The 26,703-nt window shown below is 56.6% G+C and carries 23 protein-coding genes and 2 tRNA genes; 22 read left to right on the plus strand and 3 right to left on the minus strand.

Translation table 11 applies throughout. The features are described from left to right. Nucleotides 1-40 precede the first annotated feature (40 nt). Nucleotides 41-568 carry an outer membrane protein assembly factor BamE gene (locus tag ABX75_RS12945; protein ID WP_047882050.1) on the minus strand — a complete coding sequence of 176 codons (528 nt, stop codon included), beginning with the start codon at nucleotides 566-568 and terminating at the stop codon, nucleotides 41-43. 98 nt (nucleotides 569-666) lie between these two features. Here ABX75_RS12945 and fur point away from each other — a divergent pair, with 98 nt between their 5' ends. Next, complete coding sequence (gene fur, locus ABX75_RS12950) at nucleotides 667-1,071, plus strand: ferric iron uptake transcriptional regulator (protein WP_010562662.1); 405 nt, start codon at nucleotides 667-669, stop codon at nucleotides 1,069-1,071. Between the two features lie 82 nt (nucleotides 1,072-1,153). On the opposite strand, the gene recN is transcribed toward fur, so the two are convergent. Then, a complete protein-coding gene (gene recN / locus ABX75_RS12955) occupies nucleotides 1,154-2,827 on the minus strand; it encodes a DNA repair protein RecN (RefSeq protein WP_047882051.1) in 1,674 nt (557 codons plus the stop codon). Nucleotides 2,828-2,989: 162 nt separating this feature from the next. Here recN and grpE point away from each other — a divergent pair, with 162 nt between their 5' ends. The 8 genes from grpE (at nucleotide 2,990) to ABX75_RS12995 (ending at nucleotide 13,562) form a co-directional block, all read left to right on the plus strand. Further along, a complete protein-coding gene (gene grpE, locus ABX75_RS12960) occupies nucleotides 2,990-3,643 on the plus strand; it encodes a nucleotide exchange factor GrpE (RefSeq protein WP_256203856.1) in 654 nt (217 codons plus the stop codon). 102 nt (nucleotides 3,644-3,745) lie between these two features. After that, a complete protein-coding gene (gene dnaK / locus ABX75_RS12965) occupies nucleotides 3,746-5,668 on the plus strand; it encodes a molecular chaperone DnaK (RefSeq protein WP_034100742.1) in 1,923 nt (640 codons plus the stop codon). A gap of 317 nt (nucleotides 5,669-5,985) precedes the next feature. Then, nucleotides 5,986-7,110 carry a molecular chaperone DnaJ gene (dnaJ, locus tag ABX75_RS12970; protein ID WP_034100739.1) on the plus strand — a complete coding sequence of 375 codons (1,125 nt, stop codon included), beginning with the start codon at nucleotides 5,986-5,988 and terminating at the stop codon, nucleotides 7,108-7,110. Between the two features lie 10 nt (nucleotides 7,111-7,120). Next, nucleotides 7,121-7,927 (plus strand): 4-hydroxy-tetrahydrodipicolinate reductase, encoded by an 807-nt coding sequence (gene dapB / locus ABX75_RS12975; RefSeq protein WP_034100737.1) that lies wholly within the window; start codon nucleotides 7,121-7,123, stop codon nucleotides 7,925-7,927. A 259-nt stretch (nucleotides 7,928-8,186) separates the two neighbouring features. Beyond that, a complete protein-coding gene (gene carA, locus ABX75_RS12980; protein WP_047882052.1) occupies nucleotides 8,187-9,323 on the plus strand; it encodes a glutamine-hydrolyzing carbamoyl-phosphate synthase small subunit in 1,137 nt (378 codons plus the stop codon). A 105-nt stretch (nucleotides 9,324-9,428) separates the two neighbouring features. After that, nucleotides 9,429-12,650 carry a carbamoyl-phosphate synthase large subunit gene (gene carB / locus ABX75_RS12985; protein WP_034100733.1) on the plus strand — a complete coding sequence of 1,074 codons (3,222 nt, stop codon included), beginning with the start codon at nucleotides 9,429-9,431 and terminating at the stop codon, nucleotides 12,648-12,650. Between the two features lie 2 nt (nucleotides 12,651-12,652). Then, complete coding sequence (gene greA, locus ABX75_RS12990) at nucleotides 12,653-13,129, plus strand: transcription elongation factor GreA (RefSeq protein WP_034100946.1); 477 nt, start codon at nucleotides 12,653-12,655, stop codon at nucleotides 13,127-13,129. 28 nt (nucleotides 13,130-13,157) lie between these two features. Continuing rightward, the gene (locus ABX75_RS12995) at nucleotides 13,158-13,562 is read left to right on the plus strand and encodes a hypothetical protein (RefSeq protein WP_034115105.1); all 405 of its coding nucleotides are present in this window, start codon (nucleotides 13,158-13,160) and stop codon (nucleotides 13,560-13,562) included. A gap of 8 nt (nucleotides 13,563-13,570) precedes the next feature. Here ABX75_RS12995 and ABX75_RS13000 read toward each other — a convergent pair whose 3' ends face one another. Further along, complete coding sequence (locus ABX75_RS13000; protein ID WP_010206607.1) at nucleotides 13,571-13,879, minus strand: YhbY family RNA-binding protein; 309 nt, start codon at nucleotides 13,877-13,879, stop codon at nucleotides 13,571-13,573. A gap of 105 nt (nucleotides 13,880-13,984) precedes the next feature. Between ABX75_RS13000 and rlmE the strand changes: the two genes are divergently transcribed. From rlmE to truB, 13 genes are all read left to right on the plus strand, one after another. Then, a complete protein-coding gene (gene rlmE / locus ABX75_RS13005) occupies nucleotides 13,985-14,635 on the plus strand; it encodes a 23S rRNA (uridine(2552)-2'-O)-methyltransferase RlmE (protein ID WP_034100727.1) in 651 nt (216 codons plus the stop codon). A 200-nt stretch (nucleotides 14,636-14,835) separates the two neighbouring features. Then, nucleotides 14,836-16,746, plus strand: a complete 1,911-nt coding sequence (gene ftsH, locus ABX75_RS13010) for an ATP-dependent zinc metalloprotease FtsH (protein ID WP_034100726.1) — start codon at nucleotides 14,836-14,838, stop codon at nucleotides 16,744-16,746. An 8-nt stretch (nucleotides 16,747-16,754) separates the two neighbouring features. After that, the gene (gene folP / locus ABX75_RS13015; protein WP_047882053.1) at nucleotides 16,755-17,606 is read left to right on the plus strand and encodes a dihydropteroate synthase; all 852 of its coding nucleotides are present in this window, start codon (nucleotides 16,755-16,757) and stop codon (nucleotides 17,604-17,606) included. Between the two features lie 16 nt (nucleotides 17,607-17,622). Continuing rightward, complete coding sequence (gene glmM, locus ABX75_RS13020) at nucleotides 17,623-18,960, plus strand: phosphoglucosamine mutase (RefSeq protein WP_034100722.1); 1,338 nt, start codon at nucleotides 17,623-17,625, stop codon at nucleotides 18,958-18,960. Between the two features lie 66 nt (nucleotides 18,961-19,026). Beyond that, complete coding sequence (gene tpiA / locus ABX75_RS13025; protein WP_047882054.1) at nucleotides 19,027-19,782, plus strand: triose-phosphate isomerase; 756 nt, start codon at nucleotides 19,027-19,029, stop codon at nucleotides 19,780-19,782. A gap of 4 nt (nucleotides 19,783-19,786) precedes the next feature. Beyond that, nucleotides 19,787-20,170, plus strand: coding sequence for a preprotein translocase subunit SecG (gene secG / locus ABX75_RS13030; RefSeq protein ID WP_034100718.1), 384 nt, complete (start codon nucleotides 19,787-19,789; stop codon nucleotides 20,168-20,170). A gap of 22 nt (nucleotides 20,171-20,192) precedes the next feature. Next, nucleotides 20,193-20,278 (plus strand) — tRNA-Leu (locus tag ABX75_RS13035). Between the two features lie 96 nt (nucleotides 20,279-20,374). Beyond that, nucleotides 20,375-20,451: transfer RNA gene (locus ABX75_RS13040), tRNA-Met, on the plus strand. A 140-nt stretch (nucleotides 20,452-20,591) separates the two neighbouring features. Continuing rightward, nucleotides 20,592-21,050: a ribosome maturation factor RimP gene (gene rimP, locus ABX75_RS13045; RefSeq protein WP_034100945.1), complete on the plus strand. Its 459-nt coding sequence runs from the start codon at nucleotides 20,592-20,594 to the stop codon at nucleotides 21,048-21,050. 47 nt (nucleotides 21,051-21,097) lie between these two features. Beyond that, nucleotides 21,098-22,579 (plus strand): transcription termination factor NusA, encoded by a 1,482-nt coding sequence (nusA, locus tag ABX75_RS13050; RefSeq protein WP_034100716.1) that lies wholly within the window; start codon nucleotides 21,098-21,100, stop codon nucleotides 22,577-22,579. 27 nt (nucleotides 22,580-22,606) lie between these two features. Beyond that, nucleotides 22,607-25,126, plus strand: a complete 2,520-nt coding sequence (gene infB, locus ABX75_RS13055; RefSeq protein WP_034100714.1) for a translation initiation factor IF-2 — start codon at nucleotides 22,607-22,609, stop codon at nucleotides 25,124-25,126. Between the two features lie 159 nt (nucleotides 25,127-25,285). Beyond that, nucleotides 25,286-25,681, plus strand: coding sequence for a 30S ribosome-binding factor RbfA (gene rbfA / locus ABX75_RS13060; protein ID WP_034100712.1), 396 nt, complete (start codon nucleotides 25,286-25,288; stop codon nucleotides 25,679-25,681). A 3-nt stretch (nucleotides 25,682-25,684) separates the two neighbouring features. Further along, on the plus strand, nucleotides 25,685-26,602 hold the full coding sequence (truB, locus tag ABX75_RS13065) for a tRNA pseudouridine(55) synthase TruB (RefSeq protein ID WP_034100709.1): 918 nt from the start codon (nucleotides 25,685-25,687) through the stop codon (nucleotides 26,600-26,602). Nucleotides 26,603-26,703 lie beyond the last annotated feature (101 nt).

Below are 26,703 nucleotides of genomic sequence, written 5' to 3' on the forward strand. Positions count from 1 at the left end.
AGCCCGGCATGCCGGGCTTTTTTTCGTGTGCCGCACAGTTTTATTGTGGGCTGGTGTCCAACGGCTGAGGTGTCGGGACGGGAACGGTTTCCACGCCGTCGACATCCTTCTGGATTCTGTCCAGCAAGGAACCCGGCTTGGCTGGGACCTCCGACTTCGGCTTTTCCCCCTCTTGCGCGGGGGCCGTAACGTTCGCGCCATTATCTTTGCCAAGCAAAGCCTCATCACGGCTTACGCCGGGCATGAAGTCACCTGACAGGCTGACAAGCTGGTCACTGCCATTAAAAATGACGCTGACGCGCTCCTGCTGGCGTTCACCGCCACCCGGCTGAATGCTGTAGAGATAATCCCAGCGATCGGCATGGAAAGTGTCGGCCAGCAGGGGGTTACCCATAATAAACCGTACTTGCCGTCGGGTCATTCCGGGGCGTAACTGGTCTATCATGTCCTGCGTGACGACATTGCCCTGCTGGATGTCGATTTTGTAAACCCCGGGGAATGAACAACCGGCGAGTGCGAGCAGTCCCACAAAGGTGAAACTGGTTAGCAAGAGCTTGGTGTTTTGCATCGGTGGGCGACTTCCACTATCTTGGCTGGGACAACGTAAACGCCGATCATACCCGTATTAAGAGAAGCTGCGAAGCAGCATCCGCGAGAAAGCTAACCATGGTTGAAAATAGCGAACTACGCAAAGCCGGTCTCAAAGTGACTCTGCCACGAGTCAAGATTCTACAAATGCTCGATTCTGCCGAGCAGCGCCACATGAGTGCTGAAGATGTTTATAAGGCGCTGATGGAGTCTAATGAGGACGTTGGCCTGGCCACGGTTTACCGTGTGCTGACCCAGTTTGAAGCCGCAGGGCTGGTGGTTCGTCATAATTTCGACGGCGGTCATGCAGTGTTCGAACTGGCTGACGGCGGTCATCACGACCATATGGTGGACCTCGATACCAATGAGGTTATTGAGTTCACCAGCCCGGCAATCGAGAAGCTTCAGCATGAAATCGCTGAAGAACATGGCTTCGATCTGGTTGACCATAATCTTGTGTTGTACATCCGTAAGAAAAAGTAAAAAAACGCTACAGATGTACTTTGCAAACAGCACGAAGGCGACCCTTGGGTCGCCTTCGTGCTGTTTGCAAGAAAATTCCGGTTCATGCCTTGGCGGCTACGACCATCTTCTTCGCATGCGCCAGAGACTCTTTGGTCAGGTCTATCCCACCCAGCATGCGAGCCACTTCTTCCACGCGTTCTGACTTGTTCAATCTGGACACAGCTGTACGTGTTGCATCGCTGCCTCTGACCTTGTGTACAAACAAATGTTGATGCCCTTGCGCCGCGACCTGCGGCAAGTGCGTCACTGTGAGTACCTGGCCTCGCTCTCCCAGGCGGCGCAACAGTTGGCCGACAATTTCCGCCGTTGGCCCGCCGATGCCTACGTCCACCTCGTCGAATACCAGCGTGGGTACTCTGGAGGTCTGTGCGGTAATCACTTGGATAGCCAGGCTGATTCGCGACAGCTCGCCCCCGGAGGCGACTTTTGCCAGCGCTTTGAGAGGTTGTCCAGGGTTGGCGCTGACCAGTAGTTCTACCTGTTCCAGGCCATGGGGCTGCAGTTCGTTGCTGGCATTGGTGCGCAGCTCGATAGTAAAGCGCCCGCCAGGCATGCCCAGGCGCTGAATTTCTTGCTCAACAGCCCCAGCAAGGTTTGTGGCCGCGTGCTGGCGTAACTCGCTCAGTTCGCGGGCCTTCTCTTGATAATGCCGAGCATAGGAAGCCAGTTCGTCGCCCAGTCTTTCAATGGATTCATCGTTGGCATTCAGGGTTTCGATTTCATCCAGCAATTTCTGCTGCATCGCCGCCAGTTCAGTGGGCTGGATTCGATGTTTGCGGGCCAGGGTATAAATAGTGTCCAGTCGTTCTTCTATTTCCTGCAAGCGCGCCGGATCGGCATCGAAGTGGTCCAGAAACCTATTCAGCTCGCCGACTGCTTCTTCAACCTGGATCTGCGCACTGGTCAGCAGGGTTGTCGCTTCGCTCAGCGAACCCGAGGCGTTATTCACGCTGGACAGGCGGTTGAGGCTGGCCGTGAGCGCGTTGAGCACATTTCCGGAATCGCTTTCGCTGCATTGCTCCACCACCTGACGGCAGATACCCAGAAGGGTTTCTGCATTGGTGAGGTTCTTGTGTTCCTGTTCAAGCTGCTCCAGCTCCATTTCGCCAAGACCCAGGCTCTCCAGCTCTTCGAGCTGATAGCTGAGTAACTGATGGCGAGCGCGTTGCTCATCGCCGGAATTGGAGAGTCGTTCCAGTTCCAGGCGTGTCTGGCGCCAGCGTTGCGCAGCAAGCTGCACTTGCCTGGATAGATCGGTGGCGCCAGCGTATTCGTCGAGCAAGCGCCGATGTGTGTCGGTTTTAAGCAGAGACTGATGTTCGTGCTGGCTGTGGATATCGATCAGCAATTCACCCAATGCTTTCAGGTCGCCAAGCGGGCAGGGCGTGCCGTTGATATAGCCGCGTGAGCGCCCTTCGGCAGTGATGACCCGTCGCAGGATGCACGGTCCTTCATGGCTAAGGTCGCGCTCAGCCAGCCAGGTTTCAGCTTCTGGAATATCCGCCAAGTCGAAAGTGGCCAGGATATCGGCCTTTTCTGCGCCTGGGCGCACTACGCCGCTGTCGGCGCGATCGCCCAGGGTCAGGCCCAGGGCGTCTAGCATGATCGACTTGCCGGCGCCGGTTTCGCCTGTGATTACGCTCATTCCGCGATCCAGTTCGAGATCCAGATGTTCAACAATGGCGTAGTTATGTACGGACAGGTGCACGAGCATGACGGCGGCTCCCAGGCTTTATGTCTGGTTATTTATACAGTGTTTTGTCAGGAGGTGACAATCCTGATGCTTAGTTCGATTTGCTTGGATCCATACTGTTTTTAGCGCAATCGGGAATTTGCGGGCAGGAATTAATCCTGACCCTCTGCGTGACTTTTGGTCATGCTTGCGCCCTTGAACCTGGAAATTGTGGCCCCATATACCGGAACAGAAGCGCGAGTTGAGTTCGCGCATGATTTTGAAAGGAGAGAATCTATGGCTGACGAACAGACGCAGGATACGCAAACTCCAGACGCCAATTCGGCTGTCGGTGATGAACTGGCAACTCGTGTGCAAGTGCTAGAAGAGCAATTGGCCGCTGCGCAGGATCAGTCTTTGCGTGTTGCCGCTGATCTGCAGAACGTCCGCCGCCGTGCCGAGCAGGATGTAGAAAAAGCGCATAAATTCGCGCTGGAAAAATTCGCCAGCGACCTGCTGCCGATTATCGACAGTCTGGAGCGCGGCCTGGAGCTGTCCAATCCGGATGATGAAAACATCCGTGCGATGCGCGAAGGCATTGAGCTGACCCTGAAGATGTTCCAGGACACGCTCAAGCGGTATCAGCTGGAAGCTATCGATCCGCAAGGCGGTGAGCCGTTCAACGCTGAGCATCATCAGGCTATGGCCATGCAAGAAAGCCACGACCTTGAGCCCAACAGCGTCTTGAAGGTGTTCCAGAAAGGATACCTGCTCAACGGTCGCTTGCTGCGCCCGGCAATGGTGGTGGTAAGCAAGGCGCCAGCGCCCGTTGCACCTTCTATTGATGAGCAGGCTTGAAATCCGCCGCAAGGCCCCCATTTATAAGTCAAGCGTTTAAGTGCTACCGCAGTTAGCCAAAACTGCTGCGGCAACAAAATTCAAGTTTCGGGAGAGTAAATCATGGGCAAAATTATCGGTATCGACCTGGGGACCACCAACTCGTGCGTCTCGGTCATGGAAAACGGCAAGGCCAAAGTTATTGAGAACGCCGAAGGCGCGCGCACCACGCCCTCGATTATCGCTTACGCCAACGACGGCGAGATCCTGGTCGGTCAGTCGGCCAAGCGCCAGGCGGTGACTAACCCGCATAACACTCTGTACGCGGTAAAGCGTCTGATCGGTCGCAAGTTCGACGAAGAAGTCGTGCAGAAAGACATCAAGATGGTGCCTTACAAAATCGCCAAGGCTGACAACGGTGACGCCTGGGTTGAAGTGAACGGCAACAAAATGTCCGCTCCGCAGATCTCGGCTGAAGTCTTGAAAAAGATGAAGAAGACTGCCGAAGACTATCTGGGTGAAGCTGTGACCGAGGCGGTGATCACCGTTCCGGCTTACTTCAACGACAGCCAGCGTCAGGCGACCAAAGATGCCGGCCGCATCGCAGGTCTGGACGTAAAACGTATCATCAACGAACCGACCGCTGCTGCTCTGGCTTACGGTATGGACAAGGCCAAAGGCGATCACACCGTGATCGTTTATGACCTGGGTGGCGGTACCTTTGACGTATCGGTGATCGAGATTGCCGAAGTCGATGGCGAGCACCAGTTCGAAGTGCTGGCTACCAACGGTGACACCTTCTTGGGTGGTGAAGACTTTGACATTCGTCTGATCGACTACCTCGTTGACGAATTCAAGAAAGAAAGCGGCATGAACCTTAAAGGTGATCCGCTGGCGATGCAGCGTCTGAAAGAAGCTGCCGAGAAAGCCAAGATCGAGCTGTCGTCAAGCATGTCGACTGACGTTAACCTGCCGTACATCACAGCAGATGCTACCGGTCCTAAGCACTTGAACGTGAAGATTTCTCGCGCCAAGTTGGAGGCACTGGTTGAAGACCTGGTTCAGCGCACCATCGAACCTTGCCGCATTGCATTGAAAGACGCTGGCATCGACGTTGGCTCCATCAATGACGTGATTCTGGTGGGCGGTCAGACTCGTATGCCGCTGGTGCAGCAGAAAGTCACCGAGTTCTTCGGTAAAGAAGCACGTAAAGACGTCAACCCGGACGAAGCGGTTGCCATGGGTGCTGCGATTCAGGGCGCGGTATTGGCCGGTGATGTGAAAGACGTGCTGTTGCTGGACGTCAGCCCGCTGACCCTGGGTATCGAAACCATGGGTGGCGTGATGACCGCGCTGATCGAGAAAAACACCACGATTCCTACCAAGAAATCTCAGGTGTTCTCGACTGCCGATGACAATCAGGGCGCCGTGACTATTCATGTGCTGCAAGGTGAGCGTAAGCAAGCCTCTCAGAACAAGTCTCTGGGCAAGTTTGACCTGGCTGATATTCCACCAGCGCCTCGTGGTGTGCCACAAATCGAAGTGACCTTCGACATCGACGCCAACGGCATTCTGCACGTAGGTGCGAAAGACAAGGCGACCGGCAAAGAGCAGAAGATCACGATCAAGGCCAACTCCGGTCTGTCTGATGAAGAAATTCAGCAGATGATTCGTGATGCTGAAGCCAATGCTGACGCCGATGCCAAGTTTGCTGAGTTGGCTGGTGCTCGTAACCAGGGCGATGCTCTGGTGCACTCGACCCGCAAAATGGTCGTGGATGCTGGCGAAAAAGTAACGGCTGAAGAGAAAGCTGCAATCGAGGCTGCCGTGGTTGCCCTGGAAGCCGCCGTCAAAGGCGATGACAAGGCCGCCATTGAAGCCAAGATTGAAGAGTTGTCGAAAGTCTCTGCGCCAGTGGCTCAGAAGATGTACGCCGAGCAAGCTCAGCCGGCAGACGGTGCTGCACAACAGGCAGAACCAGAAGCCAAGCATGATGACGTTGTCGATGCTGAGTTCGAAGAAGTTAAAGAAGACCAGAAGAAGTAACTTGGTCGCCCGGTTGACCGCTTTCAAGCGGTGACTGGTAGGATGTCGCCGCGCGGGAGCTTGCTCCCGCGTTGGCGTGTTTGGGGTACGCGAATTTTTACAGCATGCGACAACAGTCGGATGCTGGCGGTGTGATCGGGGATGCTCCTGCTTTCCGAGGGTTTAATACCGCGTTTTTGGCCGGGCGCCTGGCTGAAAGCAGTGATGACCAGGATCGTTGAATTGACGTGAGTTGGGTCCGGGCCTGTATTGGGGCTCAACGAGTTCGGCAAGGCTCAGGAGGGCCTGGCTGAACGTCCTTAAGAGTGCAAAGACTTATGGCAAAGCGTGACTATTACGAAGTTTTGGGTGTGGAGCGTGGTGCCAGCGAGGCGGAGCTGAAAAAGGCTTACCGTCGTCTGGCGATGAAGCACCACCCGGACCGTAATCCGGATAACAAAGAATCCGAAGAAATGTTCAAAGAGGCCAATGAGGCCTACGAATGCCTATGTGATCCCAATAAGCGTGCGGCCTACGATCAGTATGGCCATGCCGGTGTCGACCCAAGCATGGGGGGCGGCGGCGCCGGTTTTGGTGGGCAGAATTTCTCCGATATTTTCGGCGATGTGTTCAGCGACTTCTTTGGCGGCGGCCGCGGTGGTCAGCGTGGCGGTGCGCAGCGCGGCAGCGACTTGCGCTACACCCTGGAACTGAACCTGGAAGAAGCGGTTCGCGGTACCAGCGTCAATATTCGTGTGCCAACGCTGGTCAACTGCAAGCCGTGCGACGGTTCGGGCGCCAAGAAAGGCTCTTCGCCCATCACCTGCCCTACGTGCGGTGGTATTGGCCAAGTCCGTATGCAACAAGGCTTCTTCTCGGTGCAGCAGACGTGCCCGCGTTGCCATGGACAGGGCAAGATCATCTCCGATCCATGCGATTCCTGTCATGGCGAAGGTCGTGTCGAAGAATACAAAACCTTGTCGGTGAAAGTGCCGGCGGGTGTGGATACCGGTGATCGCATTCGCCTGTCGGGTGAGGGTGAGGCTGGCACCCAGGGAGGACCAACGGGTGACTTGTACGTGGTGATCAACGTGCGTGAGCATGCGATCTTCCAGCGCGACGGCAAGCATCTGTTCTGCGAAGTGCCGATCAGTTTTGTCGATGCGGCGCTGGGTGGCGAGTTGGAGATTCCGACGCTGGATGGTCGCGTCAAGCTCAAGATCCCTGAAGGCACGCAAACCGGTAAACAGTTCCGTATTCGCGGCAAAGGCGTTGCGCCGGTACGTGGCGGCGGTGCAGGTGACTTGATGTGCCGTGTGGCGGTGGAAACACCGGTCAATCTGGGGCGTCGTCAGCGTGAGCTGCTCGAAGAGTTCCGTAGCTCGCTGGAAGGCGATGATACCCATTCGCCGAAAACCACTGGTTTCTTCGAAGGCGTGAAGCGCTTCTTCGGCGATCTGTAAGGAATTGAGTATGCGACGTATAGCCGTAATGGGCGCTGCCGGGCGCATGGGCAAGACGCTGGTTGAAGCGGTGCAGTTGCGCTCACCGGCCTCCGGGCTGACGGCGGCGATCGTTCGCCCGGGCAGCACGTTGATCGGCGCGGATGCCGGTGAGTTGGCCTCATTGGGGCGTATCGGCGTTTCGTTGTCGGGCAGCCTGGAGCAGGTGGCCGATGAGTTCGACGTTTTGATCGATTTCACGCTACCCGAGGTGATGCTCAAGAATCTGGCGTTCTGTCGCAAGGCAGGCAAGGCTATGGTCATTGGCACTACGGGGTTGAGTGCCGAGCAAAAGCAGTTGCTGGTGGAGGCGGGCAAGGAGATCCCTGTGGTGTTCGCCGCCAACTTCAGTGTCGGTGTGAACCTGTCGCTCAAGCTGTTGGACATGGCGGCGCGAGTGCTGGGTGATGAGGCGGATATCGAGATTATCGAGACCCACCATCGTCACAAAATCGACGCACCCTCGGGTACTGCGCTGCGTATGGGCGAGGCTATCGCTGATGCGCTGGGTCGTGACTTGTCAAAAGTCGCGGTGTACGGGCGCGAGGGGTATACCGGTGAGCGCGCGCGCGACACCATCGGTTTCGCGACTGTTCGTGGTGGGGACGTCGTTGGTGATCACACCGTGCTATTCGCGGCCGAAGGCGAACGCCTGGAGATCACGCATAAGGCTTCCAGTCGTATGACGTTTGCTAAGGGGGCGGTCCGTGCCGCGCTCTGGCTGGAGGGGCGTGAGCCTGGCCTGTACGACATGCGAGACGTGCTGGATCTGCACTAATCAGTAGCCAAAACGGGGGTTCAGGATTATCCTGAGCCTCCGTTTTTACCCGCTAAGCGACGTCCTGTCGCATTCCCCTGCCTTTAAGGCTCATTAGCGGTGGACCCAAAAAGCCTTTTTCTGTAAGCTACAGCTTTAGTGTGTCCACTAAAAGCGCGCAGAATAATTCAGTGAACAAGCGGGGTGACGTGTCCATACGTCACTCCGCTTTTTTACAACCTGCGATCGCCCTTTCAGGCTTTATTTACGGGAGGTCTTCTTGACTAAGCCAGCCATACTCGCCCTTGCTGATGGCAGCATTTTTCGCGGCGAAGCCATTGGAGCCGACGGTCAAACCGTTGGAGAGGTAGTGTTTAACACTGCCATGACCGGCTATCAGGAAATCCTTACCGATCCTTCCTACGCCCAACAGATCGTTACCCTGACCTATCCACATATCGGCAACACCGGTACTACGCCGGAAGATGTCGAGTCTGATCGTGTCTGGTCGGCGGGGCTGGTGATTCGTGATCTGCCACTGGTTGCGAGCAACTGGCGCAACACGATGTCACTGTCCGATTACCTCAAAGCCAACAATGTGGTGGCGATCGCTGGTATCGATACGCGTCGCCTTACGCGCATCCTGCGTGAAAAAGGCTCGCAGAACGGCTGCATCATGGTCGGCGACAATATTTCCGAAGAGGCGGCGATCGCCGCGGCACAAGGCTTCCCTGGCCTGAAGGGCATGGACCTGGCGAAAGTTGTCAGCGTCAAAGAGAAGTACGAATGGCGCTCCACGGTCTGGGATTTGAAGACAGATAGCCATGCGACCATCGATGCTGCCGAGTTGCCTTATCACGTGGTCGCTTACGACTACGGCGTCAAGTGCAACATCCTGCGCATGCTGGTCGAGCGTGGCTGCCGCGTGACCGTGGTACCTGCGCAAACCCCAGCCAGCGACGTGCTTGCTCTGCAACCGGATGGCGTGTTCCTGTCCAACGGCCCGGGTGACCCTGAGCCTTGCGACTACGCCATCCAGGCCATTAAGGAAGTACTGGAAACCGAGATTCCGGTATTCGGTATCTGCCTCGGCCACCAACTGCTGGCTCTGGCCTCCGGTGCTAAAACCCTGAAAATGGGGCACGGCCACCACGGCGCCAACCACCCTGTTCAGGACTTGGACACTGGTGTCGTGATGATCACCAGCCAGAACCACGGTTTTGCGGTGGATGAAGCCACCTTGCCGGCCAACGTCCGCGCGATTCATAAGTCGCTGTTTGACGGTTCCCTGCAAGGCATCGAGCGCACCGACAAGAGCGCGTTCAGCTTCCAGGGCCACCCTGAAGCCAGCCCGGGCCCGAACGACGTAGCGCCGCTGTTCGACCGTTTCATCAATGAGATGGCCAAGCGACGCTGACTGAGCAGCCTGCGGGCGGCCCCGAAACCCGGTGGCCCTCGCGGGCTCTCTAAAGATTGTTCAAGACGGCTTGCCGACTGACCTGCGGATTTGAGTGACAAACCCATGCCAAAACGTACAGACATAAAAAGCATCCTGATTCTCGGCGCTGGCCCGATTGTGATCGGCCAGGCCTGCGAGTTCGACTACTCCGGCGCCCAGGCCTGTAAAGCCCTGCGCGAAGAGGGCTACCGCGTCATCCTGGTGAACTCCAACCCAGCCACCATCATGACCGACCCGGCGATGGCTGACGCGACCTACATCGAGCCGATCAAATGGCAGACGGTTGCCAAGATCATCGAGAAAGAGCGTCCGGACGCGTTGCTGCCGACCATGGGTGGCCAGACTGCCCTGAACTGCGCCCTGGATCTGGAGCGCGAAGGCGTTCTGGAGAAGTTCGGCGTAGAGATGATCGGCGCCAATGCCGACACCATCGACAAAGCCGAAGACCGCTCGCGCTTCGACAAGGCCATGAAGTCCATCGGCCTGGCCTGCCCGCGCTCCGGTATCGCCCACAGCATGGAGGAAGCCAATGCGGTCCTCGAGACCTTGGGTTTCCCATGCATCATCCGTCCGTCCTTCACCATGGGCGGCACCGGTGGTGGTATTGCCTACAACCGTGAAGAATTCGAAGAAATCTGCGCCCGTGGTCTGGACCTGTCGCCGACCAAAGAGCTGCTGATCGACGAATCCTTGATCGGTTGGAAAGAATACGAGATGGAGGTTGTTCGCGATAAGAAAGACAACTGCATCATCGTCTGCTCCATCGAAAACTTCGACCCGATGGGCGTGCACACCGGTGACTCCATCACCGTGGCGCCAGCGCAGACCCTGACCGATAAGGAATATCAGATCCTGCGTAACGCCTCCCTGGCGGTATTGCGCGAGATCGGTGTAGAAACCGGCGGTTCCAACGTTCAGTTCGGGATCTGCCCGAACACCGGCCGTATGGTCGTGATCGAAATGAACCCGCGTGTTTCCCGTTCTTCGGCATTGGCTTCTAAGGCCACGGGTTTCCCGATCGCCAAAGTCGCGGCCAAACTGGCCGTGGGTTATACCTTGGATGAACTGTCGAACGACATCACTGGCGGCAAAACCCCAGCGTCCTTCGAGCCGTCCATCGACTACGTGGTGACCAAGCTGCCGCGCTTTGCTTTTGAGAAGTTCGCCAAAGCGGATGCGCGCCTGACTACCCAGATGAAGTCCGTGGGCGAAGTGATGGCCATCGGCCGGACCTTCCAGGAGTCCTTGCAGAAAGCTCTGCGTGGCCTGGAAGTCGGCGTGTGCGGCCTGGATGAAAAGCTCGATCTGAGCAACCCGGAAAGCATGAGCGTGCTCAAGCGCGAACTGACCGTGCCGGGTGCCGAGCGGATCTGGTACGTCGCTGATGCATTCCGTGCCGGCCTGAGTGTCGAAGACATCTTCGGCATGAACATGATCGACCCATGGTTCCTGGTGCAGATCGAAGATCTGATCAAGGAAGAAGAGAAGGTCAAGACCCTGGGTCTGGCCAGCATCGACCGCGACATGATGTTCCGCCTCAAGCGCAAGGGCTTCTCCGACCAGCGCCTGGCCAAGTTGCTGGGTGTGACCGAGAAGAACCTGCGCACTCATCGCCACAAGCTGGAGATCTTCCCGGTCTACAAGCGCGTGGATACTTGCGCGGCCGAGTTCTCCACCGATACCGCTTATCTGTACTCCACCTACGAGGAAGAGTGCGAAGCGGCGCCGTCGGGTCGCGACAAGATCATGATCCTGGGTGGCGGTCCTAACCGTATCGGCCAGGGCATCGAATTTGACTACTGCTGCGTACACGCTGCTCTCGCCCTGCGCGAAGACGGGTACGAGACCATCATGGTCAACTGCAACCCGGAAACCGTTTCCACCGATTACGATACTTCTGATCGTCTGTACTTCGAGCCGGTGACCCTGGAAGACGTGCTGGAAATCGTGCGTGTCGAGAAGCCTAAAGGCGTGATCGTTCAGTACGGCGGCCAGACTCCGCTGAAGCTGGCGCGTGCCTTGGAAGCTGCTGGTGTGCCAATTATCGGTACCAGCCCGGACGCCATCGACCGTGCAGAAGACCGTGAGCGTTTCCAGCAAATGGTTGAGCGCTTGAACCTGCGTCAGCCGCCAAACGCCACCGTGCGTAGCGAAGATGAAGCGATTCGTGCGGCCAGCAAAATTGGCTATCCGTTGGTGGTGCGCCCGTCTTATGTGCTGGGCGGCCGAGCGATGGAAATCGTTTACGAAGAAGAAGAACTCAAGCGCTACCTGCGCGATGCTGTGAAAGTGTCCAACGACAGCCCGGTGCTGCTGGACCACTTCCTCAACTGCGCCATCGAAATGGACGTGGATGCGGTCTGCGATGGCACCGACGTAGTGATCGGCGCGATCATGCAGCACATCGAGCAGGCCGGTGTTCACTCCGGTGACTCTGCTTGCTCGCTGCCGCCTTACTCGCTGCCGGCGCACATTCAGGATGTGATGCGCGACCAGGTCAAGAAAATGGCTTTGGAGTTGGGCGTGGTCGGTCTGATGAACGTGCAGTTGGCGTTGCAAGGCGAAGACATCTACGTCATCGAGGTCAACCCACGAGCTTCGCGTACCGTGCCATTTGTGTCCAAGTGCATCGGCGTGTCCCTGGCCATGATCGCTGCGCGCGTGATGGCCGGTAAGACTCTGAAAGAAATCGGTTTCACCAAAGAAATCATCCCGAACTTCTACAGCGTGAAGGAGGCGGTGTTCCCATTCGCCAAATTCCCTGGCGTGGACCCGATCCTGGGCCCAGAGATGAAGTCTACCGGTGAGGTGATGGGCGTGGGCGACACGTTCGGTGAGGCTTTTGCTAAAGCACAGATGGGGGCCAGCGAAATTCTGCCGACCGGCGGTACTGCGTTCATCAGTGTTCGCGATGACGACAAGCCGCTGGTTGCAGGCGTGGCGCGTGATCTGATCAACTTGGGCTTCGAAGTCGTTGCCACCGCAGGGACTGCCAAGTTGATCGAGGCTGCCGGCCTTAAGGTGCGCCGCGTGAACAAGGTAACGGAAGGTCGTCCGCATGTGGTCGACATGATCAAGAATGACGAAGTCACTCTGATCATCAACACGACCGAAGGTCGTCAGTCGATCGCGGATTCCTACTCCATTCGTCGTAACGCCTTGCAGCACAAGATTTACTGCACCACCACCATTGCTGCTGGCGAAGCTATCTGTGAAGCACTTAAGTTCGGTCCAGAAAAGACCGTTCGTCGCTTGCAGGATCTACACGCAGGATTGAAGGCATGAGCATTACCAAATATCCAATGACTGTTCAGGGCGCTCGCGCCCTGGAAGAGGAGCACGCCCACCTGACCAAGGTCGTACGTCCGAAGCTGAGCCAGGACATCGGTACGGCCCGTGAGCTGGGTGACTTGAAGGAGAACGCTGAATATCACGCTGCTCGCGAGCAGCAGGGTATGGTCGAGGCGCGGATTCGTGATATCGAAGGTCGCATGCAAAATGCTGTGATCATCGATGTGACCACTATTCCGCACACCGGCAAGGTGATTTTCGGTACCACTGTCGAAATCGCCAACGTTGAGACGGACGAAAGCGTGACTTACCACATCGTGGGTGAGGACGAGGCTGACATCAAGCAGGGCAAAATCTCTGTCGGTTCGCCTATTGCACGTGCCTTGATCGCCAAGGAAGAGGGTGACGTGGTCGCCGTCAAAACGCCAAGTGGCGTGATCGAGTACGAGATTGTCGAAGTTCGTCACATCTGAAAGGCGGCGCCCGCTTCGTGCGGGCGCCATGCTCTGGCAACTCACTCAGATGTTGTGGGTCGGTGGTTTGTGGCTGCTCCATATTGGGGTGCTGCCGGCACTCGGTTTGATTGGCTTGGCGCCGTTGCTGATCGATGAGCTCGACGGAATGCTCAGTGCGTTGTTGGTGGGCTTTGCGGCAGCGTGCGTATTGCTTCAAGCATTGGTGTTGATCAAGGCTGAAGGTTTGGAGAGTTTGTGGCGGGATATTCGAGGGCAACTGCTGTTGATGGCGCTGTATGCTTGCGCGATGTACTGCGTCGTGCATCTCTGGCTGCCTGAGGCGTTGCGCTGGCGGCTATTCAGCTATCTTGTGCTAGGTTTCTCGGGGCTCGTGCTAGTTGTGCAGCCTGCGCCGGGATGGAGTGGCGGGGCGCGCAAAGCACGCCCTTGACTCTTTTCTCATTTGAAGCGATGAACGTTCGACAGTTGCTTGTTGACGCTGAAATTCTTGCGATACAGCAGCGCCATCTTGCCGATAACCTGAACCAGATCTGCTTTGCCCACTTTGCACAGTTCTGCAATGGCGGCCAGACGTGCTTCGCGATCAAGGATGTTGACCTTGATTTTGATCAGTTCGTGATCGTTGAGTGCGCGCTCGAATTCGGCTAGCACACCCTCAGTCAAACCGTTGTCTGCCACAATCAGAACTGGTTTCAGATGGTGGCCAATGGATTTGTACTGTTTCTTCTGCTCTTGAGTGAGCGGCATAATCTGACCCCTGCGTCTGATCTTGTAAAAAGCGGCGGCCAGTTTACCCGAGCGAGTCCGGGACCGCCCAGTTAATCACGACCCGTTTTATTTTCGAGGTGGCCCGTGGCCCGTTCCAAAACCAGCCTTAACTGGCTAAAAGAACATTTCAACGATCCTTACGTCAAAAAGGCGCAGAAGGACGGCTACCGCTCCCGGGCTAGCTATAAGCTGCTGGAGCTGCAGGACAAGGATAAATTATTCCGGCCAGGCATGAGCGTTATCGACTTGGGGGCAGCCCCAGGTGGTTGGTCGCAGGTGGCCAGTCGTCTGATTGGTGGTCAGGGGCGGTTGATCGCGTCCGACATCCTGGAGATGGACAGCATCCCGGATGTGACCTTTGTTCATGGTGATTTCACTCAGGATGCCGTGCTGGCCGAGATCCTTGAGGCTGTAGGAAATTCGCAGGTGGACCTTGTGATTTCCGACATGGCACCCAATATGAGTGGATTACCGGCAGTTGATATGCCACGCGCCATGTTCCTGTGTGAATTGGCGTTGGATCTGGCAGGGCGTGTATTGCGCCCAGGCGGTGATTTCCTGGTCAAAGTCTTCCAGGGTGAAGGTTTTGACGAGTACCACAAGAATATCCGTAAGCTGTTCGATAAGGTGCAGATGCGCAAGCCGGACTCCTCAAGGGATCGATCCCGCGAGCAATATCTGTTGGCTCGAGGGTTCCGTGGCATCGAAGGCGCCGCGAGTGATGAGCGTCTTTGAAGGTTTCAACGGAGTCGATAGGTTTTTTTATATCGCTTTCGTCATGAAGCTTTACGAATATTGTGTAGTCAAAGTTTCACAAAGGGTTACAGACGGTGCCTGCCAGAGTTGTAGGTAATGTAGTAAGTTAGGTCGGTGAATATCATGCGAAGCGCGCGCCAGCAGCGGAGCTTGCTTCAGAGGGTAGTTAATTGAACGATATGGCAAAGAATCTGATCCTGTGGTTGATCATCGCGGCTGTCCTGGTGACGGTGATGAACAACTTCTCCAGCCCTAACGAGCCGCAGACCCTCAACTATTCCGACTTCATCCAGCAAGTTAAGGATGGAAAGGTCGAGCGCGTAGCGGTTGATGGCTACGTGATCACCGGCAAACGCACCGATGGCGACAGCTTCAAGACGATTCGTCCGGCAATCCAGGACAACGGTCTGATCGGCGATCTGGTGGACAACCATGTCGTCGTTGAAGGTAAGCAGCCGGAGCAACAGAGCATCTGGACCCAGCTATTGGTAGCCAGCTTCCCAATCCTGGTGATCATTGCTGTGTTCATGTTCTTCATGCGCCAGATGCAAGGCGGCGCGGGAGGCAAGGGTGGGCCGATGAGCTTCGGGAAGAGCAAGGCACGCCTGCTCTCCGAAGATCAGGTGAAAACCACTCTGGCCGACGTTGCCGGTTGTGATGAAGCTAAAGAGGAAGTGGGCGAGCTCGTCGAGTTCCTGCGCGATCCGGGCAAATTTCAGCGCCTTGGTGGGCGTATTCCGCGCGGTGTGCTGATGGTCGGTCCTCCGGGTACTGGTAAAACCTTGCTGGCCAAGGCGATTGCTGGTGAAGCCAAGGTGCCGTTCTTCACGATTTCCGGTTCTGACTTTGTCGAAATGTTCGTCGGTGTCGGCGCAAGCCGTGTTCGCGATATGTTCGAGCAAGCTAAGAAGCATGCGCCGTGCATTATCTTTATCGACGAAATTGACGCCGTTGGTCGTCATCGTGGTGCGGGCATGGGCGGTGGTCACGATGAGCGCGAGCAAACGCTCAACCAATTGCTCGTGGAGATGGATGGTTTCGAGATGAATGACGGCATTATCGTCATCGCCGCAACCAACCGTCCTGATGTGCTTGACCCCGCGTTACTGCGTCCAGGCCGTTTCGACCGTCAGGTCGTGGTTGGCCTGCCGGACATTCGTGGACGCGAGCAGATTCTGAAAGTTCATATGCGCAAAGTGCCGATGGGCGACGACGTTGCTCCTGCGGTGATTGCTCGTGGCACCCCAGGTTTTTCCGGTGCCGACCTTGCCAACTTGGTGAACGAGGCGTCGTTGTTTGCAGCGCGTACCGGCAAGCGCATTGTTGAAATGAAAGAATTCGAGCTGGCAAAAGACAAGATCATGATGGGCGCCGAGCGCAAATCCATGGTTATGTCCGAAAAAGAGAAGCAGAACACTGCTTACCACGAGGCTGGTCACGCTATTGTGGGCCGCGTTGTGCCTGAGCACGACCCGGTCTACAAGGTGTCGATCATTCCACGAGGCCGGGCACTTGGCGTGACTATGTTCCTGCCTGAGGAAGACCGTTATAGCCTCTCCAAGCGCGCGCTGATCAGTCAGATCTGTTCGCTGTATGGCGGGCGGATTGCCGAAGAGATGACCTTGGGTTTTGACGGTGTGACCACCGGCGCCTCCAACGACATCATGCGCGCCAGCCAGATTGCACGAAATATGGTGACCAAGTGGGGCTTGTCCGAAAAACTCGGCCCTCTTATGTATGCCGAGGAAGATGGCGAAGTGTTCTTGGGGCGTGGTGGTGGCGGTCAAAATGCCAGTTTCTCCGGTGAGACTGCCAAGCTGATCGATTCCGAGGTGCGCAGCATCATTGATCAGTGCTACGGCACTGCTAAGCAGATCCTCACGGATAATCGCGACAAGCTCGACGCGATGGCCGATGCGCTGATGAAGTACGAAACCATTGATGCTGATCAGATCGACGACATCATGGCGGGTCGTCCGCCGCGCGAGCCTCGTGACTGGGAGGGTGGTTCAGGTACCTCGGGTACTCCGCCCGTTGTTCAGAATGAACGCCCTGAGACCCCAATCGGCGGCCCTGCGGCTGACCACTAAGGTTTGAAATGACTTCTGTGTTGTCCTCCACCCGGTTGCCTTGCGGCAACCGGGTTCTTGATTTGGCCCATACGCATGTCATGGGCATTCTCAATGTAACCCCCGATTCCTTTTCCGACGGCGGCCGATTCAGTCAGCAGGATGCAGCGTTGCGTCATGCCGAGGCGATGGTGGCGGCTGGTGCGACCTTGATCGATGTCGGCGGCGAATCGACTCGGCCTGGTGCTCGTATAGTTTCTCCACTTGAGGAGTTGGAGCGGGTTGCTCCCATTGTCGAGCGCATCGCACGTGAGCTGGATGTGATCATCTCCGTTGATACATCGACTCCGGCTGTCATGCGCGAAACCGCGCGACTTGGGGCTGGATTGATCAATGATGTGCGGTCTCTACGGCGTGATGGAGCCTTGGATGCGGCTGCGGCTACAGGATTGCCGGTGTGCCTGATGCATATGCTCGGTGAGCCCGGGAATATGCAGGACGACCCCCATTACGATGATCTGGTAGGTGAGGTAACGGGTTTCCTGGCTGAGCGAATCGCTCAGTGCGCGGCAGTCGGAATAGCGCCGGAGCAGCTCATCCTGGATCCGGGTTTTGGATTCGCCAAGACTTTGCAGCACAATTTAAGTTTGTTCAAACACATGGAGTCCTTGCATGCCCTTGGTCGTCCCCTGTTGGTCGGGGTGTCGCGCAAGAGCATGATTGGGCTGGCGTTGAATCGTCCTGTTGGCGAACGTCTGTATGGCGGCCTTGCACTGGCGGCGCTTGCCATGACCAAAGGTGCACGGATTTTGCGCGTGCATGATGTCGCCGAGACCGTTGACGTGGTGCGTATGATTGCCGCAGTAGAATCAGCCGAATAAGAATGATGGAGCACTTATGACTAAAAAATATTTTGGCACCGACGGTATTCGTGGTCGGGTCGGCGAGTTTCCCATTACTCCTGATTTTATGCTCAAGTTGGGGTGGGCGGCAGGCATGGCGTTCCGCAGTATGGGGGCGTGCCGCATCCTGGTGGGGAAGGACACTCGAATTTCCGGTTACATGTTTGAATCAGCGCTTGAGGCTGGTTTGTCAGCTGCAGGTGCGGATGTGATGTTGTTGGGGCCAATGCCTACGCCGGCGATCGCTTACCTGACGCGCACGTTTCATGCTGAGGCCGGTATTGTGATCAGCGCTTCTCACAACCCTCACGACGACAACGGCATCAAATTCTTCTCTGGGCAGGGCACTAAACTGCCGGACGAAATCGAGTTAATGATCGAGGAGTTGCTGGATGCCCCCATGACAGTGGTCGAGTCCAGTAAGTTGGGCAAAGTGTCACGTATCAATGATGCATCGGGCCGCTACATCGAATTTTGCAAAAGCAGTGTGCCAAGCAGTACTAATTTCGCTGGCCTTAAAATCGTTGTCGATTGCGCTCACGGTGCGACTTACAAAGTGGCGCCAAGCGTATTCAAGGAGTTGGGCGCTGATGTGACAGTGCTGTCGGCCCAGCCTAACGGTTTGAACATCAACGAGAATTGCGGTTCTACTCATATGGAGCAATTGCAGGCCGCAGTTTTGGCTCAGCATGCCGATCTGGGGATTGCCTTTGATGGCGACGGTGACCGTGTGTTGATGGTGGATCACACCGGTACTGTAGTAGACGGTGATGATCTGTTATTCATCATTGCTCGCGATCTGCATGAGCGTAACAAGTTACAGGGCGGTGTCGTTGGGACACTGATGAGCAATCTGGGCCTTGAGTTGGCTCTGGCGGAATTAGGCATTCCTTTCATTCGCGCGAATGTTGGGGACCGTTATGTGATTGCTGAGCTCCTGGAGCGAAATTGGCAGGTGGGGGGCGAGAACTCCGGGCATGTTGTCTGCTTCCAGCACACCACGACAGGTGATGCCATTATCGCTGCATTGCAGGTGTTGCTTGCGCTGCGGCGTCGTGAAGAGAGCCTCGCTCAAGCGCGTCAGGCCATGCGTAAATGCCCGCAGGTGCTGCTCAATGTGCGCTTTGCCGGTGGCGAAAACCCAATCGAGCACCCTGCTGTTAAGGAAGCGTGCGAGCGCGTGACCCAAGCGATGGCTGGCCGTGGACGCGTGTTGTTGCGTAAGTCCGGGACCGAGCCTCTGGTGCGTGTCATGGTCGAAGGGGAAGATGAAATACAGGTCCGTGGCCATGCAGAAGACCTGGCGAAACTGGTAACTGAAGTTTGCGCCTGAATTCGGCTTGCCAGTGATGATGTGGTTGGGTAACATCTGCGCCCACTTTGACCGACGAGGTACAGCATGCGTCGCACTATGGTAGCTGGTAACTGGAAGATGCACGGTACCCGCGCCAGTGTCGCTGAGCTGATCAATGGCCTTCGTCACTTGGCTTTGCCTAGCGGTGTTGATGTTGCGGTTTTCCCGCCTTGCTTGCATATCACCCAGGTGGTTGATGGCTTGAAAGGTAAGTCGATTCAGGTCGGCGCGCAGAATTCTGCAGTGGAGGCCATGCAAGGTGCTTTGACTGGCGAGATTGCGCCAAGTCAGTTGGTCGACGCGGGATGTTCATTTGTGCTTGTTGGGCATTCCGAGCGTCGCCAGATAATGGGTGAGCGGGATGGCACCCTCAATCGCAAGTTCGCAGCAGCACAAGCATGTGGCCTGGTTCCTGTGTTGTGTATAGGGGAGACCCTGGAGCAGCGCGAATCCGGCAAGACTCTTGAGGTTGTCTCGCGTCAGCTTGGCAGCATCATTGAAGAGTTGGGCGTTGGCGCGTTTGCAAAGGCGGTCATTGCTTATGAGCCGGTCTGGGCCATTGGTACCGGGCTGACTGCTACACCGCAACAGGCGCAGGATGTGCACGCAGCCATCCGCGCTCAGTTGGCGGCAGAGAATTCTGAAGTCGCACAAGGTGTGCGTCTTCTATACGGCGGCAGCGTGAAGGCGGCCAATGCGGTCGAACTGTTCGGCATGCCGGATATCGATGGGGGGCTCATTGGTGGAGCTTCCCTGAATGCAGATGAGTTCGGTGCGATTTGTCGCGCCGCGGGAAACTGAAAAAATGCTGGAAACAGTCGTAGTCGTTTTTCATCTGTTGGCTGCCCTGGGCGTAGTTGCCCTGGTTTTGTTGCAACAGGGTAAAGGTGCGGATGCTGGTGCGTCTTTCGGTGCAGGTGCTTCAAATACTGTGTTCGGAAGCCAAGGTTCCTCTACCTTTCTTAGTAAGTTTACTGCTATACTTGCCGCCGGTTTCTTCATAACCAGCTTGGGGTTAGGTTACTTTGCTAAAGAGAAAGCTCATATGCTGACTCAAGTAGGTTTGCCAGATCCAGCAGTGTTAGAAGTACCTAAAGCAAAACCGGCTTCTGATGATGTCCCGGTGCTTCAAGAGCAAAAGTCGGCTACTCCAGCGACTGACGTACCTCCAGCTCAAGAGCAGAAGTAAGAAGGGTTTTAAACGCTGTATTGCCGAGGTGGTGGAATTGGTAGACACGCAACCTTGAGGTGGTTGTGCCCATAGGGTGTAGGGGTTCGAGTCCCCTTCTCGGTACCAATTATCAGGAGAGCCCGCTGTTGCGGGCTTTCTTGTAGGTGGAAGGTTACATTGACCCTGTAAGGGATCGGTCGTATACTTCCGCCCCAGCTTTGTCGCGGGGTGGAGCAGTCTGGTAGCTCGTCGGGCTCATAACCCGAAGGTCGTCGGTTCAAATCCGGCCCCCGCAACCAGTTTTAGCGGAGCCCCTTTTAAGGGGCTTTTTGTTAGCTGGACACTTTCAACGCCGCTGTTCGACGGCGTTTCAAGGATGGGCGTTTCGCCCATTTTTTTATTTTGCACAGCATGCACATACATGCACGAGGGGGTTCAGGTGTCGAGCAAGCTAGAAGAGTTGCAGGCCTTGCTGGCCCCGGTGGTCGTGGCCCTAGGCTATGAATGCTGGGGTATTGAGTTTTCGGCTCAAGGTCGCCACTCAATGTTGCGCGTTTATATCGATAAAGAGGGCGGCGTGCTGGTGGACGATTGTGCCATTGTCAGCCGTCAGATCAGTGGTGTGTTGGATGTTGAAGATCCAATTTCCGTTGAGTACACCCTTGAAGTTTCCTCGCCAGGCATGGAACGCCCACTGTTCACTCTCGAGCAGTTTGCTAAATATGTCGGTGAACAAGTGAAGATCAAGCTGCGATCTCCCTTTGAAGGGCGACGCAACTTTCAGGGCCTTCTACGCGGTGTAGAAGAGCAGGACGTCGTGGTGCAGGTAGAAGACCATGAGTTCCTGTTGCCGATCGATATGGTCGACAAGGCCAACATTATTCCCAGTTTTGACTGAGACGCGGATCCCGCGGATCCAATGGCTTGCGAAAGGCGAGGCGTACGATGAGCAAAGAAGTACTGCTGGTTGTTGAGTCGGTATCCAATGAAAAGGGCGTACCGGCAAACGTGATTTTTGAAGCGTTGGAGCTGGCTTTGGCCACTGCTACCAAAAAGCGTTTTGAAGACGAAGTTGATCTGCGTGTGGAAATTAACCGCCACACCGGTGCCTATGAGACTTTCCGTCGCTGGACGGTCGTCGAAGAAGCCGATCTTGATGATCCGGCCATCGAAACCTGGCCGAGCAAGGTTGCTGAAACGCACCCTGGCGCAAAGGTCGGTGATGTCGTCGAAGAAAAGATCGAATCGATTGAATTCGGCCGTATTGCTGCACAGACTGCTAAACAGGTCATCGTGCAGAAGGTTCGCGAAGCCGAGCGCGCTCAAGTCGTTGACGCCTATCGCGAACGCCTGGGTGAGATCATCTCCGGTACCGTTAAAAAAGTAACTCGCGACAATGTGATCGTCGACCTGGGTAACAACGCCGAAGCGTTGCTGGCCCGTGAAGACATCATCTCTCGCGAAACCTTCCGTGTCGGCGTGCGTTTGCGTGCGCTGCTCAAGGAAATCCGCACCGAGAACCGCGGCCCTCAGTTGATCCTGTCGCGTACCGCACCGGAAATGCTGATCGAGCTGTTCCGTATCGAGGTGCCGGAAATTGCCGAAGGTCTGATCGAAGTGATGGCTGCGTCCCGTGACCCGGGTTCGCGCGCCAAAATCGCGGTCCGCTCCAAGGACAAACGTATCGACCCGCAGGGCGCTTGTATTGGTATGCGCGGTTCGCGCGTTCAGGCGGTGTCCGGTGAGTTGGGCGGTGAGCGTGTGGATATCGTCCTGTGGGACGATAACCCGGCGCAGTTCGTGATCAACGCCATGTCGCCGGCTGAAGTGGCGGCAATTATCGTTGACGAAGATGCCCATGCCATGGACATCGCCGTTGGCGCAGACAATCTGGCTCAGGCCATTGGTCGTGGTGGTCAGAACGTGCGTCTGGCCAGCCAACTGACCGGTTGGACCCTGAACGTGATGACCGAATCGGACATCCAGGCTAAGCAGCAAGCTGAAACCGGCGACATCCTGCGCAACTTCATCGAAGAGTTGGAAGTCGATGAAGAATTGGCACAGGTTCTGGTAGATGAAGGTTTCACCAGCCTGGAAGAGATTGCCTACGTACCGTTGGAAGAAATGCTCAACATCGACGGCTTTGACGAAGATATCGTCAACGAGCTTCGCGCTCGGGCCAAGGATCGCTTGTTGACTAAAGCCATCGCTACTGAGGAAAAGCTGGCAGACGCCCATCCGGCCGAAGACCTGCTCTCGCTTGAGGGTATGGACAAGGATTTGGCGATGGAACTGGCGGTGCGCGGCGTAATTACCCGCGAAGACCTGGCCGAGCAGTCTATTGACGATCTGCTCGACATCGACGGCATTGACGAAGATCGTGCCGGCAAGTTGATCATGGCCGCCCGAGCCCATTGGTTCGAGTAACTAGGCGCGGCCTGAGGAGAGAAGTGCATGACGCAAGTCACGGTGAAACAACTGGCCGATGAGGTCAAAACACCGGTAGAGCGCCTGTTGCAGCAGATGCGTGAGGCAGGTCTGCCGCACACCGCCGCCGATGAAGGTGTGAGCGATAGTGAGAAGCAGTCTTTGCTGACTCACTTGAAGAGCAGCCACAAGGCGAAAGTGGAAGAACCGCGCAAGATTACATTGCAGCGCAAAACCACCAGCACCCTGCGTGTTGCGGGTAGCAAGAGCATCAGCGTTGAAGTACGCAAGAAGAAAGTCTTCGTACAGCGCAGCCCGGAAGAAATCGAAGCCGAGCGCAAACGTGAACTGGAAGAACGTCGCGCAGTAGAAAATGCTGCACGTCAGAAGGCTGAAGAAGAAGCCAAGCGCCGCGCCGAAGAAGAAGCGCGTCGCCAGCCTGCTGCTGCGCAACCTGCTGCCACTGAAGCGGTTGCCGCGCCAAGTGCACCTGTTGAAGCTGTGCGTGAGGCCGCTCCGGTTGCCGCTGCACCAGCCCCTGCAGCTGACCGTAAGCGTGAAGAGCCCCGTCGTCCGGACAAACCACGTGCCGACGATAACAATCGTCGCGGCGGCGGCGATGGCGAGCGTAAAAACGCTCCGCATCGTGCTTCGGTCAAAGAGAAAGCGCCTGCTCCACGCGTTGCCCCACGTACTACCGACGAAGAGAGCGATGGCTTCCGTCGCGGTGGTCGCGGCAAGGCCAAGCTGAAGAAACGCAACGCCCACGGTTTCCAGAGCCCAACCGGCCCTGTTGTGCGCGAAGTGAAGATCGGCGAGACCATCACTGTGGGCGATCTGGCCCAGCAGATGTCGGTCAAGGCTGCTGAAATTATCAAGTTCATGTTCAAGCTGGGCACTCCGGCCACCATCAACCAGGTACTGGATCAGGAAACTGCTCAACTGGTTGCTGAAGAGCTGGGCCACAAAGTGACCCTGGTCAGCGACACCGCCCTGGAAGATTCCCTGGCCGAGTCCCTGAAGTTTGAAGGTGAAGCGGTTTCCCGTGCACCGGTTGTGACCGTAATGGGCCACGTTGACCACGGTAAAACCTCCCTGCTCGACTACATCCGTCGTGCCAAGGTGGCTGCGGGCGAGGCCGGTGGTATCACCCAGCACATTGGTGCTTACCACGTTGAAACCGACCGTGGCATGGTGACGTTCCTTGACACCCCTGGTCACGCCGCGTTTACCGCAATGCGTGCCCGTGGTGCCAAGGCGACCGACATCGTGATCCTGGTGGTTGCGGCGGACGACGGCGTGATGCCACAAACCATCGAGGCCGTTCAGCACGCCAAGGCTGCTGGCGTTCCTTTGGTTGTAGCTGTGAACAAAATCGACAAGCCGGGCGCCGATCTTGATCGCATCCGTAGCGAACTGTCGGTTCATGGCGTGACTTCCGAAGAGTGGGGTGGTGACACTCCATTCGTACCGGTCTCCGCGAAAATGGGTACCGGCGTTGACGAACTGCTTGAAGCCGTTCTGTTGCAAGCCGAAGTTCTGGAACTGACCGCAACACCATCGGCTCCTGGCCGCGGTGTCGTGGTCGAATCCCGCCTCGACAAGGGCCGTGGCCCGGTTGCGACGGTGCTGGTTCAAGACGGTACCCTGCGCCAAGGCGACATGGTTCTGGTCGGTTCGAACTACGGCCGTGTACGTGCCATGCTCGACGAGAACGGTAAGCCAATCAAGGAAGCCGGTCCGGCCATTCCAGTCGAGATTCTCGGCCTGGACGGTACCCCGGACGCTGGCGACGAGATGAGCGTGGTTGCCGACGAGAAGAAAGCCCGTGAAGTGGCTCTGTTCCGTCAAGGCAAGTTCCGCGAAGTCAAACTGGCCCGTGCTCACGCCGGCAAGCTTGAAAACATCTTCGAGAACATGGGCCAGGAAGAGAAGAAGACGCTTAACATCGTCCTCAAATCCGACGTACGTGGTTCCCTCGAAGCGTTGAACGGCGCCTTGAACGGCCTGGGTAACGACGAAGTGCAAGTGCGCGTTGTCGGTGGCGGTGTCGGTGGTATCACCGAATCCGACGCCAACCTGGCACTGGCTTCCAACGCTGTACTGTTCGGCTTCAACGTGCGTGCCGATGCCGGCGCTCGCAAGATCGTCGAGCAGGAAGGCCTGGACATGCGTTACTACAACGTCATCTACGACATCATTGAAGACGTCAAGAAAGCCCTTACCGGCATGCTTGGCAGCGACGTCCGGGAGAACATCCTGGGTATCGCCGAGGTGCGTGACGTGTTCCGCTCGCCGAAATTCGGTGCGATCGCCGGTTGCATGGTTGTCGAAGGCACTGTGTACCGTAACCGCCCAATCCGTGTACTGCGTGAAGACATCGTTATCTTCGAAGGCGAGCTGGAATCCCTGCGCCGCTTCAAGGATGACGCTTCCGAAGTGCGTGCCGGCATGGAATGCGGTATCGGCGTCAAGAGCTACAACGACGTCAAGGTTGGCGACAAGATCGAAGTCTTCGAGAAGGTTCAGGTTGCTCGCAGCCTCTAACTCGCGCACTTCCGGAGCCACGCGGCGAGTGGGTATGCAAATGCCCCGCACCGTGTACGGACTCTAAACGCAACGCCCGGTCTGGCTTTTGTCAGGCCGGGCGTTTGCCGCTTTCAGACCCCACGGGTTTCACCGTGTGGCAGTAACAGGTAACAAGACATGGCAAAAGAATACAGCCGTACCCAGCGTATCGGCGATCAGATGCAGCGTGAGTTGGCTCAACTGATCCGTCGCGAAGTCAAAGACCCGCGCGTTGGCCTGGTCACCATCACCGCTGTTGAGGTGAGCCGTGACGTGGGCCACGCGAAGATCTTCATCACCGTGATGGGGCAGGATAACAGCGAAGAAATAGCGCAAAGCATCAAGGTGCTCAACGCTGCAGCAGGTTTCCTGCGCATGCAGTTGGCCCGTGAAATGAAGCTGCGCAGCGTTCCCCAACTGCACTTCCACTACGATGAAAGTGTGGTGCGTGGTGCGCATCTGTCGGCACTGATTGAGCGCGCCGTGGCTGAAGACAGCCAGCACCCGTCCGCACCTGAAGACGCCAAGGAGTAAGCGGTGGCTCAGGTCAAACGTATCCGTCGTAACGTCAGCGGCATCATTCTGCTCGACAAACCCATTGGCTTTACCTCCAATGCAGCGCTGCAGAAGGTCCGCTGGTTGCTCAACGCTGAGAAGGCCGGGCACACAGGTAGTCTCGATCCGCTGGCTACGGGCGTATTGCCGCTGTGCTTCGGCGAGGCCACCAAGTTCTCGCAATACCTGCTCGATTCCGACAAGGGTTACGAAACCCTGATGCAACTGGGCAAGACCACTACCACGGCCGACGCCGAAGGCGATGTTCTGCAGGTTCGTGACGTGACCGTTGGTCGTGCTGATATCGAGGCTGTTTTACCCGCTTTTCGTGGAGAAATCAGCCAGATACCGCCTATGTACTCGGCGCTCAAGCGTGATGGCCAGCCCCTTTACAAGTTGGCGCGTGCGGGTGAAGTAGTGGAGCGTGAACCGCGTTCTGTTACTATTGCGCGCTTGGAATTGCTCGCCTGTGAAGGCGATACCGCGCGTTTGGCCGTGGACTGCAGCAAAGGCACCTATATCCGTACCCTGGTGGAAGATATCGGTGAAAAGCTCGGTTGCGGTGCCTACGTTGCAGAACTGCGACGCACCCAGGCCGGGCCTTTCAGTCTGGCCCAGACGGTGACGTTGGAAGAGTTGGAAGCGGTGCATGCCGAAGGCGGTAATGAAGCGGTTGATCGCTTCCTGATGCCATCGGACAGTGGGCTGCTGGATTGGCCATTGCTGCACTTCTCGGAACACAGCGCGTTCTACTGGCTCAACGGCCAACCGGTACGCGCTCCGGATGCCCCGAAGTTCGGTATGGTGCGAGTACAGGATCACAACGGTCGCTTTATCGGTATCGGTGAAGTGAGCGAAGACGGGCGCATCGCGCCGCGTCGACTGATTCGGTCAGAATGACCGAACGAGTGTGGCTGTTAACAGGCATGGTCAACACTCATTTTTAGATACAGGGATTTGTCCCTGGCCTGTTGAAACTTCCCTTTGGGTGGTTTCCTGAA

The organism is Pseudomonas sp. ARP3 (assembly GCF_001029595.1).
GTDB lineage: Bacteria > Pseudomonadota > Gammaproteobacteria > Pseudomonadales > Pseudomonadaceae > Aquipseudomonas > Aquipseudomonas rhodesiae.